General features: G+C 56.0%; 7 protein-coding genes. 4 read left to right on the top strand and 3 right to left on the bottom strand.

Going from position 1 to position 15,221, the window contains the following annotated elements:
- Positions 1 to 5: 5 nt before the first annotated feature.
- Both IE156_RS01720 and IE156_RS01715 read right to left on the bottom strand, forming a co-directional pair.
- Complete coding sequence (locus IE156_RS01720; RefSeq protein WP_189390763.1) at positions 6 to 347, bottom strand: Na+/H+ antiporter subunit C; 342 nt, start codon at positions 345 to 347, stop codon at positions 6 to 8.
- Positions 347 to 3,274 carry a monovalent cation/H+ antiporter subunit A gene (locus IE156_RS01715; protein ID WP_189390762.1) on the bottom strand — a complete coding sequence of 976 codons (2,928 nt, stop codon included), beginning with the start codon at positions 3,272 to 3,274 and terminating at the stop codon, positions 347 to 349. The genes IE156_RS01720 and IE156_RS01715 overlap by 1 nt, the downstream gene beginning before the upstream one ends.
- A 196-nt stretch (positions 3,275 to 3,470) precedes the next feature.
- On the opposite strand from IE156_RS01715, the gene hemN reads away from it, so the two are divergent.
- On the top strand, positions 3,471 to 4,892 hold the full coding sequence (gene hemN, locus IE156_RS01710; RefSeq protein ID WP_189390761.1) for an oxygen-independent coproporphyrinogen III oxidase: 1,422 nt from the start codon (positions 3,471 to 3,473) through the stop codon (positions 4,890 to 4,892).
- A gap of 123 nt (positions 4,893 to 5,015) precedes the next feature.
- On the top strand, positions 5,016 to 6,164 hold the full coding sequence (locus IE156_RS01705; RefSeq protein WP_189390760.1) for an NAD(P)H-dependent flavin oxidoreductase: 1,149 nt from the start codon (positions 5,016 to 5,018) through the stop codon (positions 6,162 to 6,164).
- 112 nt (positions 6,165 to 6,276) lie between these two features.
- On the opposite strand, the gene IE156_RS01700 is transcribed toward IE156_RS01705, so the two are convergent.
- Entirely contained in the window at positions 6,277 to 6,813 is a 537-nt protein-coding gene (locus tag IE156_RS01700; RefSeq protein ID WP_189390759.1) for a hypothetical protein, read from the bottom strand.
- A gap of 346 nt (positions 6,814 to 7,159) precedes the next feature.
- Here IE156_RS01700 and IE156_RS01695 point away from each other — a divergent pair, with 346 nt between their 5' ends.
- On the top strand, positions 7,160 to 13,069 hold the full coding sequence (locus IE156_RS01695) for an alpha-2-macroglobulin family protein (RefSeq protein WP_189390758.1): 5,910 nt from the start codon (positions 7,160 to 7,162) through the stop codon (positions 13,067 to 13,069).
- Entirely contained in the window at positions 13,053 to 15,215 is a 2,163-nt protein-coding gene (gene pbpC / locus IE156_RS01690) for a penicillin-binding protein 1C (RefSeq protein ID WP_189390757.1), read from the top strand. Before IE156_RS01695 ends, pbpC begins: the two co-directional genes overlap by 17 nt.
- Positions 15,216 to 15,221 lie beyond the last annotated feature (6 nt).

Below are 15,221 nucleotides of genomic sequence, written 5' to 3'. Positions count from 1 at the left end.
TAGACTCACAGATCGTCTTCCTCGCGGCCATCAACGTGGTCGGTACCGCTCAGGCCGCGATTGGCCAGAATGACAACCAGGAACAAGGCCGTGGTGGCAAAGCCAATCACAATGGCCGTCAGCACCAGGGCTTGGGGCAGGGGGTCGGCATAGTCCGCCCCCAGTTTGCTGCTATTGATAACGGGTGCCGCACTGATTTTGAGTCTGCCCATGCTGAAGATGAATAAGTTCACGGCGTAGGAGACCAGCGCCAGCCCCATGATGACCTGAAAGGTACGGGGGCGTAGCAAGAGCCAGACGCCCGAGCCAGCCAACACGCCAATCGCTATTGAAAGCACGATTTCCATTATTTATTCTCCATCCCGGATGCAGCGTTCGAGGCGGATCGCAGCGACGGCAGTTTGCGATAAAAACGTAGGGATTGGTGGGCCAGCGCAACTAGAATCAGGATGGTGGAACCAATCACCAGCATGAAGACCCCTATATCGAAGATCAAGGCACTGGAGGTATGTACCTCACCGATCAAGGGTAAGTGCAGGTCCCAGCTTTGAGCAGACAGGAAGGGTTTGTTAAAGGCCCAGACCAGCATGGCGGCCACACCTGCTGTCAGCAAGCCCAAACCAATCCAGGTTTGAGGCTGAATCAGTGGGCGGGACTCCATCCACACCACACCGCTGACCATGTACTGCAAGATAATGCCGGTTGCCATAATCAGGCCACCCACAAAACCGCCGCCGGGCAGGTTGTGACCGCGCAGCAAGAAATACAGGGCAATCAGTGTAGAGATAGGCAGCAGCAGACGCAGCAGTACTGCCGGAATCTGCATGATGCCTTCGGGCAAGGGCATTTTGGGGTCGGGTTCAACAAAGACGGCTTCGCGGCTGTCTGTGACATTCTGGCGACGTGCCAGCGGCTGAGCAATCGCTTCGATTGGTGGACGGAAACGTCGCAGCAGGGCGAAGACCGTCAGGGCCACAATACCCAGGACAACGATTTCGCCGAAGGTATCAAAGCCGCGGAAGTCCACCAGAATGACGTTTACGACGTTGGCGCCACCGCCCAAAGGCAGAGCCTTCTCAATAAAGAAGGGTGAAATGCCGCTGGGGTGGGGGCGGGTCATCATGGCGTAGGCCAGGGCCGCAATACCGCAACCAGCCAAGATGGCAATAATCAAGTCGCGACTACGGCGCAGCAGGGCACGACCGCTATTGTCCTGAGCACCGGGCATATCGCTAACGCGTTGGGGCAGCCAGCGCAGGCCCAGCAAAATCAGAACGACCGTGACCACTTCCACCGCTAACTGCGTCAGCGCCAGATCAGGGGCCGATAGCCAGGCAAAGGTCAGGCTGGTTACCAGGCCGGCACCACCGGACAGCAGCAACGAGGCCGGTCTATGAAATTTGGCCTGCCGTGCAGCACCAATGGCGCAGGCGATACCGACAGCCCACATCACTGCAAAGAAGGGGTCCACAGGGGTGGAAATAGTGGACTTGAACCAGTTGCCACGAGCCAATGGTAGGGCAGCGACACAAAGCGTCGCCACAATAATCAGCAGCGTCTGCCGTTGCAGGCGTGGTGAGTACAGTTTGCCCACCGCCCAGTTGGACGCCACTTCCAGATACTCCATGACCACCTCAAAGAAGCGGCGGCCATCGGCACGGGTCAGCAAGGGCGTGCGGCCTTGGCGATTTTTGTAGAAACGGTTGATGATCAGAACAAAAACCACCCCCATGGCCGTAGCCAGCAGGCTCATGATCAAGGGCAGATTGAAGCCATGCCAGACGGCCAAGTCATATTGGGGCATATCACTGCCCAAAATGGCACTGGTAGCCGTGTGCAGGAAAGGCCCAAAGGTCAGGCTAGGAATCACACCTACCAAGAGGCAGGTCAGCACCAAGATAGCGCTGGGAATCAGCATCCGACGAGGGGGCTCATGCGGCTGTCGTGGCAGATCTTTGGCGACCGGACCAAAGAATACTTGTGCAATAAAGCGTAATGAATAGGCCACGCTGAAGGAGCCGGCAATCACGGCCACGACGGGCAGAGCGTATTCCCAGGTGTTGCCGTTACCGGCGAGAATGGTCTCTGCAAAGAACATTTCTTTGGAGATGAAGCCATTGAGCAGTGGCACCCCGGCCATTGCCGCTGCGGCGACGGTTGCCAAGGTGGCGGTCAAGGGCATGGCATGGCGCAGGCCCGACAAGCGATTCAGGTTACGCGTACCCGTTTCGTGATCCACAATCCCTGCTGCCATGAACAGAGAGGCTTTAAAGGTAGCGTGGTTCATCATGTGAAACACCGCTGCTACCAAGGCCAGCGGGCTGTTTAGACCCAATAGCAGGGTGATCAGACCCAGGTGGCTGATGGTGGAATACGCTAGTACGCCTTTCATATCGCGCTGGAACATGGCGACATACGCCCCCAGCGTCAGCGAACACAGGCCCGCCCCACCAATAATGACTGCCCATTCGGTAGTGCCTGCCAGCGCAGGCCACAAACGGGCCAACAAAAACACCCCGGCCTTGACCATAGTGGCCGAGTGCAAATAAGCCGACACCGGTGTTGGGGCTGCCATGGCGTGCGGCAGCCAGATGTGGAAGGGGAACTGGGCACTTTTAGTGAGCGCCCCCAAGGCGATCAATATCAGCATCCCGGTATACCAGGGGTGATTGCGAATTTGCTCGCCTGATTCCAGCACTACGCCCAGGTCGTAGCTGCCAGCGGCTTGGCCCAGCATGAGCACGCCTGCCAGCAAACAGAAACCACCTGTGCCGGTGATAATCAGCGACATACGCGCACCCCGGCGCGCATCCATGCGGTGATACCAATAGGCAATCAGCATGAAGGAGGACAGACTGGTCAACTCCCAGAACACAACCAGCTGAATCAGGTTGCCCGATAGCACCACCCCCAGCATCGAACCCATAAAGGCTTGAAGAAAGGAGAAAAAGCGCCGGACTGGGTCTTGGGCAGACAAGTAGTAGTGCGCATAAAGGGCAATTAAGGCCCCCATGGCGGTGATGATCACACTGAATAACCAGGCATAGCCATCCATGCGCAGCTTGAAGGTCAGGCCATGCGCAGGTATCCAGGATCGGGAGGACTCCAGTACCTCTCCACGAGCAATATCGGGATAGGCGTAGAGCGTGAGCAGGGCGCAAGCAACAGCGACGGCGCCTGCAAGAGATGCCTGGAGTTTGCGAGAGTTCGCGGGCATCAAGGAAGATAGCAAGCTACCGATGAAAGGTAGTGCTAGGATCACGAGCAAATACATCAGACTCCAACAGGCGGTAATTAAGGCGGCTAGCGCTTAATAATACGATATATGAAGCTAATTTCAGCCCAACTGCGATAAAAAAAGCGTTTTTTTAGTTATTGCGATCTTGATGCAGGTCAAGCGCATGCCTGCGGTTTTCTCTGACAATGAATGCTTGACTAGAAGAAACAGGTCTTTTGCAGGAGGACCATTTATGCCGCAAACCTTTGAAGCATCGGATGCCAGCGTGCCTACGGCACAAGACATTGAAATCTCTGAAGCCCTAATCCGGCGCTTTGATCGTTCTGGGCCACGCTATACCTCCTATCCCACCGCAGACCGTTTTTTTCAGGATTTTCCGGCTCAGCCCTACATCCACGAACTGTCGCGTCGTGCCTTAAGCAGCAGCAATCCACCTCTATCGGTTTACCTGCATATTCCGTTTTGCCAGTCGCTTTGTTACTTCTGTGCCTGCAATAAAATTATTACGCAGGATCGCAGCAAGAGCGAACAGTACCTCGATTACCTGCTACGCGAAATTGATATGGTCACCCAATATATGGGTGAAGACCGACGCACCGAGCAACTTCACCTGGGCGGCGGCTCGCCCACCTTCCTGGACAATGAACAGCTTTCCCGCCTGATGGGCAAGCTCAAGGAACAGTTCATGTTCACAGCCGATGCCGAACTGGGCATCGAGATTGACCCCCGGACTTTGGCAGACGGCACGCTTCAGAACTTGGCGGATCTGGGCTTTAACCGTACCAGTTTCGGGGTGCAGGACTTTGACCCTGATGTACAAAAGGCGATTAACCGTATCCAACCTTTCGAGATGGTCAAGCGAGCCATTGAAGAGAGCCGGGCGGCGGGGTTCCAATCCATCAATACCGATCTGATCTACGGCCTGCCGTTGCAGACCCTGGAAAGCTTTGGCGTCACCATTGACTCCCTGGTGCAGCTACGTCCCGATCGGATTGCACTTTATAACTACGCCCACTTGCCCACCCGTTTCAAGGCTCAGCGACTCATCAACGAAGAAGAACTGCCCGACGCTGATCAGCGTCTGCAGTTATTCCTGATGTCTTCGCAGCGCTTGCTGGACGCAGGCTATGTCTATATTGGGCTGGATCACTTTGCCTTGCCAACCGATGAGCTCAATCTGGCCCGCCTGGATGGCAGCCTGCATCGCAATTTCCAGGGCTACACCACACGTGCAGCCTGTGATCTGGTTTCTTTTGGCGTGTCTTCTATTGGTCAGGTGGGCACCATGCATGTGCAAAATGCCCGCAGCCTGCGCAATTACTACGCCGATATAGACCGGGGGCGTTTGCCCATCGAGCGGGGCATTGTGATGCAGCAAGACGACCGTCTGCGTGCGGAAGTCATCATGCATTTGATGTGCAGCATGCCAGTGCCTATTTTGCGTCTGGAAGCGCGTTATGGCATTGATTTTGCCAGCTACTTCTCTGCGGAGCTGCAAGAGCTCAATAGCTTTGCTGACGCAGGCCTGCTGACTATCGATCATCAATCCATTCAGGTTTTGCCCAAAGGCCGCCTGTTTGTACGTGCTTACAGCATGGTGTTCGATAAGTACTTGAGCCAGGAAAGCGGCGCTCGCTACTCCCGCCTGATTTAACACAGTGGCCGTCTTGTTCAAGACGGCCACGATTCTATTGCCCTGTTTCTGGTCCCGACGTGGCCGGCAGGTTCTTGCATCAACCTAAGGTATAACATCGTGCTAAAGACGGATTTACGTCTCATGTCCCTGAAGGGGAAACTGCTTTTGCCTATTGTTCAGGGTGGCATGGGAGTCGGTATTTCGGCGTCCCGGCTGGCTGGAACCGTGGCTGCATTGGGCGGGCTGGGGACAATCTCCAGCGTGGATTTACGGCGTCATCACGAGGATCTGATGGACAGCACCCAGGGTGATGTCGAAAAAGGTGTGGTTGATGCCGCCAATTTGCTGGCGCTGGACCGTGAAATCAGCCGTGCACGTGAACGCTCCGGCGGTAATGGCGGTATCGCGGTCAATATCATGAAGGCCGTGTCTCAGTACCCTGATTACGTGCGTCAGTCTTGCGAGAGCGGAGCCGACGCGGTGGTGGTAGGTGCAGGCTTGCCTTTGGATTTGCCTGAACTGGTTCAGGATCACCCTAAGGTAGCCTTGATTCCGATTTTGTCGGATGTACGTGGTGTCACCTTGCTGGTAAAAAAATGGCTGCGCCGCAAGCGTCTGCCTGATGCGGTCGTTTTGGAAAACCCCCGTTTTGCCGCTGGCCATTTGGGTGCGGCTGATGACCAATCCTTGAATAAACCTGAATATGCGTTTCAGCGAGTGCTGGAAGGCTGCAGGGCCTTGTTCCGGGAGTTAGGTCTGGAGGCCGAGCGCATTCCCTTGATCGCGGCAGGCGGGATTCATCGTCCCGAACAGTTGCGTCAGTTGATTGATTGGGGCGCAGACGGCGTGCAAATGGGAACAGCATTTGCCGTGACTGAAGAAGGTGATGCACACGAAAACTTCAAACGCGTTTTGCTGGATGCAAAGCCCGAAGATATTGTGACTTTCATGAGTGTCGCCGGCCTACCGGCCCGCGCCGTACGTACCCCATGGCTGGATGCTTACCTGCATAAAGAGCAGAAGCTGCAGTCGGTGGCGCGCGAACGGGCTTGCACAGAAGGTTTTGATTGCTTGGCTCATTGCGGTTTGCGTGATGGGGTGCAGCGCCATGGTCAGTTCTGCATTGACCGTCAATTGGCGTATGCCTTGAAAGGCGATGTAGAGCGTGGCTTATTCTTCCGCAGTTCGGAAGCCTTGCCTTTCGGTAAAGCCATGAAGTCGGTGCGCGAGCTGATGGACTATATGTTGAATGGCCGCAGCAAAGCACCGGGTGTGATTCCAGCTGGCTAAGAATTTACACGTAGCGAAGTGATGGGTCCGTCGTTTCGCGATGACGCTGGCGTTAAGTCAGAGCATCCGCACAGCTAGGTCGACGGATTTGATATGAACGGGATCAAGGGCCTCAGCCCTTGATTTCGCGTATCAAGCCTTCCTCAGCCGCATCAATAGTGTGAACCGCCTCTTTACGTTGCGTCTCCAGGGCTAAACGCCGGGCGATTTCATAACACTCTTCGATATGCTGGTTACCTACTTTACGCAGCACCACAAAACTGATGGTGGCCGAAATAGCGCTACCTATCAAAGGCACGTATTTGGCACCGTACTTGCCTGCCAGTTTTTTTGCCCCCAAGCGCACCAGAATATTGACCACGCGATCTGTGGTTAACACGCGTCCTGCCATGCCCAAACCCATACTGGTCCCGCCCACGACCACCAGTTTTTTCAGCTCTGGGCTCAACGCATCGACATCTTGGGCCGTCAAGCCAAACCGCGCATTGATGATGGGGATGACCTTCATCAGAATGGCTACGTCTGCACCCACATCAACACCGGGGATGGGAACGACGGCCGCAGCGGCCGACAACAGGGCACGCCGGCTGATTAGTTTGCGACAATCTTCGCGGGTTTTGTCCAGTTCCTGCAGTGTCAGTGTGCTCATGTATTTGTCCTGAGGTTCAAGGCGGCGCTACAGGTGCAAGCCTTTACACAGATGGGGTGTATATGCTGATTTACCAGCCCAGGCGCGGGGGCAATGTTATTGCCTATCGTAGTTTATGCCATTCGTTTGTGGAAAAAAGCGGGGCATTAGTCTCATTTGAAATCTTTGCTTTCAAATGCCATGAAAGCCAAAACAAAGAGGCTGCATGGGCATTTAAACCCCGGCGTCTTTTTCTGTTGCACTTAGTGGCATTCTTTATGGCTCCAAGGGGCGGTTTAGACACGCTCAGACAGCCTGATTTCCATTAAACTGGCGCCGAAAATAGCACATCCATAGGGGAAGAACGATGCATCGCCAGTCTTTGCTGGGTTTGATGTTATTGCTGGGCGTCAGTAGCGCCCAAGCCATTACTATTAGCAGTTTCTCGCCCCAAGGGGCTACATCGGATTTGCGGGATGTCAAAGTCACCTTTGCCAGTCCCGCTGTTCACTTTGGGGATTCGCAACTGCCTGCACCGGTGCAGGTGGAGTGTGATGATACCAAGGCAGTCGGCCAGGGCCGTTGGCTGGATTCCCGCCGCTGGATTTACGAATTTGACGAGCGTCCCGGACCCGGCTTGAGTTGTACTGCTGTTGTGTCCAAGAGCTTTCGCAGCATTAATAATGAGGCGATTAGCGGACCGGCCCAATATCGTTTTAATTCCGGTGGCGCCATTCTGGAAACCAGCCGGCCGTACTACAACATTATTGATGAAGACCAGGTCTTTCTATTTAGCTTCAATGCGCCTGTTAATACTGCCTCTTTAATCAAGAACGGCTATTGCCGGGTAGAGGGTATTGGCGAGCGTATTGGGCTGAAAGCTATTGAAGGCGCCGAGCGCGACGCCATGGTCCGTTCCGAGTTCTATGTAGACGAGATAGACGACCGTTACCAGGCCGTCCAGTGTGCGCGTCCCTTGCCTGCCGATGCCAGCGTGTCAGTGGTGTTGGAGCCGGGCATCATGACCAAGATCGAGAATCGTAAAGGCGTTCCTAATACTGATCGCTATACCTACGACTTTAATGTGCGCCCCGAGTTTACGGCTTCGCTCTCTTGCATGCGTGAACGTGCTGAAGCGCCTTGCACACCTGTTGGCAGTTTCGGTGTTCAGTTCTCCGCTCCGGTGGCTTACGAACACTTGCGACAGATCCGTTTGCAAGCCGGTAAGCAAGTCTGGGAACCCATGTCTGATAGTGATGAGGCCTGGCAAGATCGCGGCCCCAGCCAAAGCGTGCGTTTCGAGGGGCCGTTCCCTGAAAATGCCAAGCTGACAGTCAAGATTCCAGACAATCTGACCGATGATGCCGGTCGCAGCCTGAAGAACCCGCAGGTTTTGGCTAATGGTATGAGCACCACGACGTATCCGCCGCTGGTGAAGTTTGCGGTTGAGCCTTTCGGGATCGTGGAGCGATTTGGTCATGCTGACCGCGACGGCTCGGATGACTCCGATCCGCCCGCCATTGGTTTGAGCTTGCGTAATGTTGAGCCTAATCTACAGACCGAGCAAATGCTGGTGTCGGCCGGTCAGGTAGGCGCAATGGCTGTGACGGACGACAAAGAGGTCCTGGCTTGGTATGCCCGTTTGCGTCAGCTGAACTATTCCTGGATGGTGAGTGCCGAGCATCTGCGCAACATCATGGATAAGGATTTTCACATCACCGCTCCGGTTGACCAGCACGGCCAGCTGGACTTGCGTGGTCAACCTCTATTGATAGGCAAAGAGGTTAAAAAGCTGGATCTGCCGGGTATGGATCAGAAAGACGAACGTCCTTTTGAACTGATCGGTGTTCCTCTGAAAGACCCTGGCTTCCATGTGTTGGAAGTTGCGTCTCCGCGTCTGGGTGCGTCCTTGCTGGAATCGGCTGGCACTATGTACGTGCGCAGCTCTGTCCTGGTGACCAACCTGGGCGTGCATATTAAAAAAGGCGGCGACGACTTGCTGGTTTGGGTCACTACCTTGGATGATGCCCAAGTGGTGCCGGGTGCCAAGATTCGTGTCATGAACTGCCGTGGCGATGAGCTGGTGGTTGGCGAAACGGATAAGGATGGGATGTTCCATCATCCTCAGGCCGTTGGGAGTTCCGATTACTGCAATGACACAGGCCTGTCTGGTCTGTTTGTGACCGCCCGGATTGACAAAGATAATCCGATGGCTCGCGGTAAAGATGAATTCAGCTTTGCTTTGAGCGAGTGGAATTCGGGTATTGAGCCATGGCGCTTTAACGTACCTTACAGCTGGGGTGGCAGTGATGAACCCGTGGCCCACACCGTGATGGATCGCAGTTTGTTCCGTGCGGGTGAAGTGGCGCATATGAAGCACTACGTGCGTGAACGTGTGCGCGACGGTTTTAAAGCCCCCGACCGTTATCCCGACACCATGATCATCGAGCACGATGGGAGCGGCAAACGGATCGAACTGCCCCTGAAATGGCAGAAGACAGCCGGTGGCAGTGTGTTTGCCCTGAGCGATTGGAAGATCCCCAAGGACGCTGAACTGGGCGTGTACCGCCTGCGGACCGAAGGTGATAATCAATACTTCAACTTTGGTGAATTCCGTGTTGAAGAGTTCAAGTTGCCCGTTTTGGGCGGCAGCATCAAGTTGGGTGATGGCCAGGATCGTCCTTATCTGGTGAAACCCAAAGAAATGCAGGCGGATTTGCAATTGCATTATCTGTCGGGTGGTCCTGCTGACTTTCTGCCCGTGCAGTTGTCGGCGGTGGTGCGTAAGCAGTCGCCTTCGTTCAGTGCCTATGATGACTACAGCTTTGCTCCTCCCGAGAAAGTCGAGCAGTCCGATGCCTCGGAATCGCGTGTTTTCTTGAACAAACAGCGTTTCCAGCTGGATGCCCAAGGTGGTTTGCGTGCCAAGTTGGACAGTTTGCCTGTGGTGGACCAGCCGTCCGAGTTCTTGGTGGAAGCCACGTTTGCTGATCCGAATGGCGAAATTCAAACCCTGACGCAAACCGTGGCCGTGTGGCCTGCGGATGTAGTGGCAGGCTTGCGTGCCGGTAGCTGGTTGGCAGCAGGCTCGTCCACTAAGCTCTCGGCGATTGCCTTGAGCCCGGACGGCAAACCACTGAAAAACGTGCCAGTGCGTATTGAAGCGGCCAATGTGCAACGCTTCTCGATCCGCAAGCGCATGGTGGGTGGCTTTTACAGCTACGACAACCAAGAGCAGCGCGAAGACCTGGGCACGATCTGCGAAGGTCGCAGCGATGATCAAGGTCTGGTGCAGTGTGATGTGCAACTGGAGAAGGGCGGCCAGGTCGAGTTGCGTGCGATTGCACGTGATGGCGAAGGACGTGAGTCGGTTTCTGCCAGCAGCGTCTGGGTCAGTGGCTCGGGCTATCTGTGGTTCGGTGGTCAGAATGATGACCGTATCGACGTGATCCCGGCCAAAAAGACCTGGGCTCCCGGTGAAAAAGCTGAGTTCCAGGTGCGTATGCCGTTCCGCGAAGCCACAGCCCTGGTCGCCGTGGAACGTGAAGGTGTCTTGCAGGCTCAAGTGGTTCAGTTGGAAGGCGACAGCCCGAACGTTAGCGTGGAGATCAAGCCTGAGTGGGGCCCGAATGTCTACGTGTCCGTGCTGGTTCTGCGTGGCCGCTTGCGCGAAGTGCCTTGGTACTCCTTCTTTAGCTGGGGCTGGAGTCAGCCTTTGAATTGGTACAAGGCTTATTCGGAAGGCGGCGGTGAGTTTGTAGCACCGACAACAACCGTGGACTTGTCCAAGCCTAGCTACCGTTTTGGTCTGGCCAGCATTGAAGTCAGCAGCCAGCAAGACGCGCTGGATGTGAAGGTGACAACGGACCGCAGCCAGTACGCGATTCGTGAGCAGGCCAAAGTAGAAATTCAGGTTCTCAAGTCTGATGGCACACCGGCTTCTGGTGCCTCCGTGGCCTTGGCCGCGGTGGATCAGGCCTTGCTGGAACTGAGCCCGAACAATAGCTGGAACTTGCTCAACGCCATGCGTGCTTTGCGCGGCTACAACGTGCAGACCGCCACGGCGCAGTCTGAAATCGTGGGTCGTCGTCACTATGGTCGCAAGGCTGTAGCGGCTGGTGGTGGCGGTGGCAAGAGCCCCACCCGCGAACTGCTGGATACCTTGTTGCTGTGGAAGGGCAATGTGGAACTGGATGCACAAGGTCGCGCTACCGTGACCGTGCCGCTGAACGACTCCCTGACCCAATATCGCATCATGGCCGTGGCTGATTTGGCGGGTGATCGTTTTGGTAGTGGTTCGGCCCAGATCGTCACCACGCAAGACCTGCAAATCATTTCCGGTTTGCCTGCGATTGCTCGTGAAGGCGATGATTACCAGGCCCAGGTGACGTTGCGTAATAGCAGCCCACGTGCCATGACTGTGAAGGTGACGGCGCAGTACCGCGGCACCGGTTTGCCGTCGGCTGCTTTGCCTGAGCAAACCCTTGAACTGGCATCGGGTTCGGCCAAGGTGGTGTCTTGGCCCATGACGGTACCTTTGTCCAGCGGTTCGGCCGATTCGCACCAGATGGAATGGACGGTTAATGCGCAGGAAGTCCAGCAGTCCGGTGCCTCGGGTAAAGCAGCGAAAGATAGCCTGGCGATCAAGCAGGAAGTCTTTACTGCGACCCCCATTACCGTTCAGCAGGGCACACTGGTGTCAGTGGGGATCGATCAGCCGCTGAATATGTCGGTGCAGGCACCGGCTGGTGCCTTGAAGAATGAAAAAGGCGTGGTTCAAGGCGGTCTGCAGATGCTGTTCCGTTCCTCCTTGGGTGGTGGTATGGAAGGGGTGCGTGCCTGGTTTGAACGCTACCCCTACACTTGCTTTGAGCAGCAAGCCTCTCGTTTCATGGGCCTGCGTTCCGAGCAGGCCTGGGCGGGTTTGATGCAGCGTATGCCGTCTTATATGGACCAGAACGGTTTGTTGCGTTACTTCCCCAGCAACTATGGTTGGGGCAGCCGTGTGTTGACCAGCTATATCCTGGATATCAGCTACCTTGCCGAATCTATTGGCTTGAACTTCCCCATCCCGGACGGCTTCCGCAATGAGATGTTGCAAGGTCTGGAAAACGTGGTGAATGGTCGCATGCCCAATATGCAGACGGTGTCTCGTCAGGAGCGGGATCTGGAGGTGATTCGTGCGACCGCCGTGTTGGCCAAGTACGACCGGGCTCGCGTCAATATGCTGGACTCGGTGGAACTGAATCTGCAAAGCTGGCCGACGGAAATTCTGCTGGCCTGGGTGGATCTGACCCAGCGTTTGCCTGGCATCAAGAAAGCCGAGCAGACACGTAAAGAAGCCATGGGTCTGATCCAGGCGCGTTTGGTCAGCCGTGGTACCCGTCTGGTCTTTGGTGAGGACTCACTCAATGGCAGCCCTTGGGCCATGACCAGCCGTGTGACCAACCAAGCTCGCTTGATGTTCCTGGCCAATGAGATGCCTGACTGGGAAGAGGATATGCCTCGTCTGGCGCAAGGTCTGTTGGCAGAGCAGCAGCGTGGTGCCTGGCGCATGACCACGGAGAACCTATTGGGTAGCTTGGCGATTGAACTGTTCAGCCGTCATCACGAACAAAACCCTAGCGGCCAGTCCATGGTGATTCTGGGTTCGGAAACTGCTCAAGTGGTGGACTGGGACATGCTGACGCCTGATGGTCAGGGTGTACGTTCTACCAAGATTGACGTGCCTTGGCGCGGCGATCAGGCCGATAACCTGAGCGTTGAGCAAATGGGCGAGGGCAAGGCCTGGATCGAAGTGCGTTCCTTGGCGGCAGTGCCTGTGACCAAGCCGATTTCTGCTGGCTTGAGCATGGAGCGTCAGATTGAAGCGGTAGAGCAGGCCAAGCCAGGCGTGTGGAGTCGTGGCGACATCATGCGCGTGAAGATCAAGGTCAAGGCTCAAGGTCAGGCCAGCTGGGTTGTCGTGTCTGACCCGGTTCCTGCTGGTGCGACCATCTTGGGTAGTGGCCTGGGTCGTGACTCGGCCATGGCTACCGCCGGCGAAGAAAAGTCAGGTCAATGGCCTAGCTTTGTTGAGCGTCGTTTTGATGGTTACCGTGCCTACTACGAGCGCTTTGAAGAAGGCACGACCGAAGTTAGCTATACGGTGCGTTTGAATACAGTGGGTCAGTTTGTGTTGCCAGCCAGTCGTGCAGAAGCACTGTACGAGCCGGATGTATTTGCCGTCTGGCCTAACGAGCAAGTTTTGGAAGTTGTGGATGCACCCGCTCATTAAAGCAGGACCCTTGGTGATGGGACTGGCCCTATGGGCCAGTCCTGGGCAGACCATGCCCAGCTATAAGGAAGTTCGTCAGGCGCACCGATCTTCCGATGTTCAGGTCCTGGATCGCCAGGGCCAGCTTGTCCAGCGTGTGCGCCTGGACTTCGCTCAACGGCGTGGCGATTGGGTCGCACTGGAGCAAATTTCCCCGGCCTTGCAAATGGCGGTCTTGATGTCTGAAGACCGCCGTTTTGAATCCCACGGTGGAGTGGACTGGCTGTCAGTCGGCTCTGCCGCCTGGGACGGTTTGTTCGCTGGGCGTAGCCGGGGGGCTTCCACCATTACCATGCAGTTGGCCGGTCTGATGGATCAAGACCTGGTCGGTGGGCGTGGGGGACGCTCGGCCTGGCAAAAGCTGGACCAAGTGGTTGCCGCCCAATCACTGGAAGATAGCTGGACTAAACCAGAAATTCTGGAAGCGTATCTGAATCAGGTGGCTTTCCGGGGTGAGCTGGTTGGGGTGGACGCGATGGCGCGCACCCTGTTCCAAAAGCAGGCTGCCGCGCTGGATGCGCGTGAGTCTGCGATTGCCGCGGTCTTGTTGCGCGGCCCTAATGCTTCGGCGTTGACCGTCGAGCGTCGAGCATGTTTGACCCTGCAGGAAATGGGGCGTGCTCAACAATGTCGAGAATTAAGCAACTTGGTGCCGGTGGCTTTGCGCCGGGCCGGCCAGCCTCCTTTGGGGCAGGCGCAATTAGCGCCGCACTTTGCCCGCTGGTTGCTGGAACAAAACCCTCAGATTAAAGCCGGAGAGCGGGTGCGCAGCACCTTGGACGCTCGTCTGCAAACTCAGGTACAGGCCAGTATGCGGCGGCATTTGCTGAACCTGCGCAGCGCGCGGGTTCAGGATGCGGCAGTGGTAGTGCTGGATAATCACGGTGGTCAGGTGCTGGCCTATGTGGGTTCCAGCGGAGACTTGTCCGAGGCGGCGGAGGTAGACCATGCCCGCTCCTTGCGCCAGGCCGGTTCAACGCTCAAGCCTTTTCTGTATGAATTAGCCATTGAAAAACGCTTGCTGACGGCGGCCTCCTTGTTGCAGGACTCACCGCTCAATCTGGCGACGGGCAATGGTCTGTATATCCCGCAAAACTACGATAAACAGTTTGTGGGTTGGGTCAGTGCGCGTAATGCCTTGGCCTCGTCGTTGAACATTCCTGCCGTGCGTGTTTTAACCCTGCTGGGGCCGACCACCTTGGTGGACAGGCTGCGCGAGCTGGGCTTGAATCTGCGCCAGGACGGCGACTTTTATGGTTTCAGTCTGGCACTGGGCAGTGCCGATGTCACCTTACTGGAGTTGACCAATGCTTACCGAGCCTTGGCCAATCTGGGAAAGACGCAAACAGTGCAAACACGGATGGATCAGCAGGTGGCTGCGTTTCATCCAGTGATGGACGCAGGGGCCAGCTGGATTGTGGGCGATATGTTGTCGGACCGTCAGGCTCGTGTATTGACCTTTGGTTTGGACAGCGCCTTGAGCACCCCCTTTTGGAGTGCAGTTAAAACCGGAACCAGCAAAGACATGCGTGACAACTGGGCGCTGGGTTGGACCGAGCATTACACAGTCGGCGTATGGGTTGGAAATAGTGCGGGCCAAAGCATGCAGGACGTCTCGGGCGTGAGTGGTGCAGCTCCGATTTGGCATGAAGTCATTAAGGTGCTGAATCAGCGTCGTCCGGGCCGTCAGAGTGCCATGCCCGCTCAGGTTCAGGTTCGTCAAATTGAATTTGTTCCCGCTTTGGAACCCAGCCGTGAAGAGTTCTTTCTGGACGGCACACAAACCGAACGCGTGGAGCTCAGCGATGGGAATCTGGCCTACGCCGGACCAGCACGTATCCATGAGCCCGTGAACGGCACTATTTTGGCCTTGGACCCGGATATCCCACCGCAAAATCAGCAGCTGCGTTTGTTAGCGCAGGGGCAGATTGGCGAACCACTGGTGTGGTGGGTGCAGGGAGTAGAAGCAGGGAAGGGGGCGCAGCTGCGTATTCCATTGGTACCCGGCACGCTGCGCATTGAATTGAAAACAGAACAAGGTCGCTTAATGGATCAGGTCAGCGTGCAAATTAGAGGTGCGCAAATGGCAAGCTTTAACAAAGATTAACCGCTT

It is taken from the genome of Alcaligenes pakistanensis (assembly GCF_014652815.1).
Classification (GTDB): Bacteria; Pseudomonadota; Gammaproteobacteria; order Burkholderiales; family Burkholderiaceae_B; genus Alcaligenes; species Alcaligenes pakistanensis.
The sequence above is the reverse complement of the archived record's forward strand: the minus strand, read 5'-3'. Positions and strand labels throughout refer to the sequence as shown.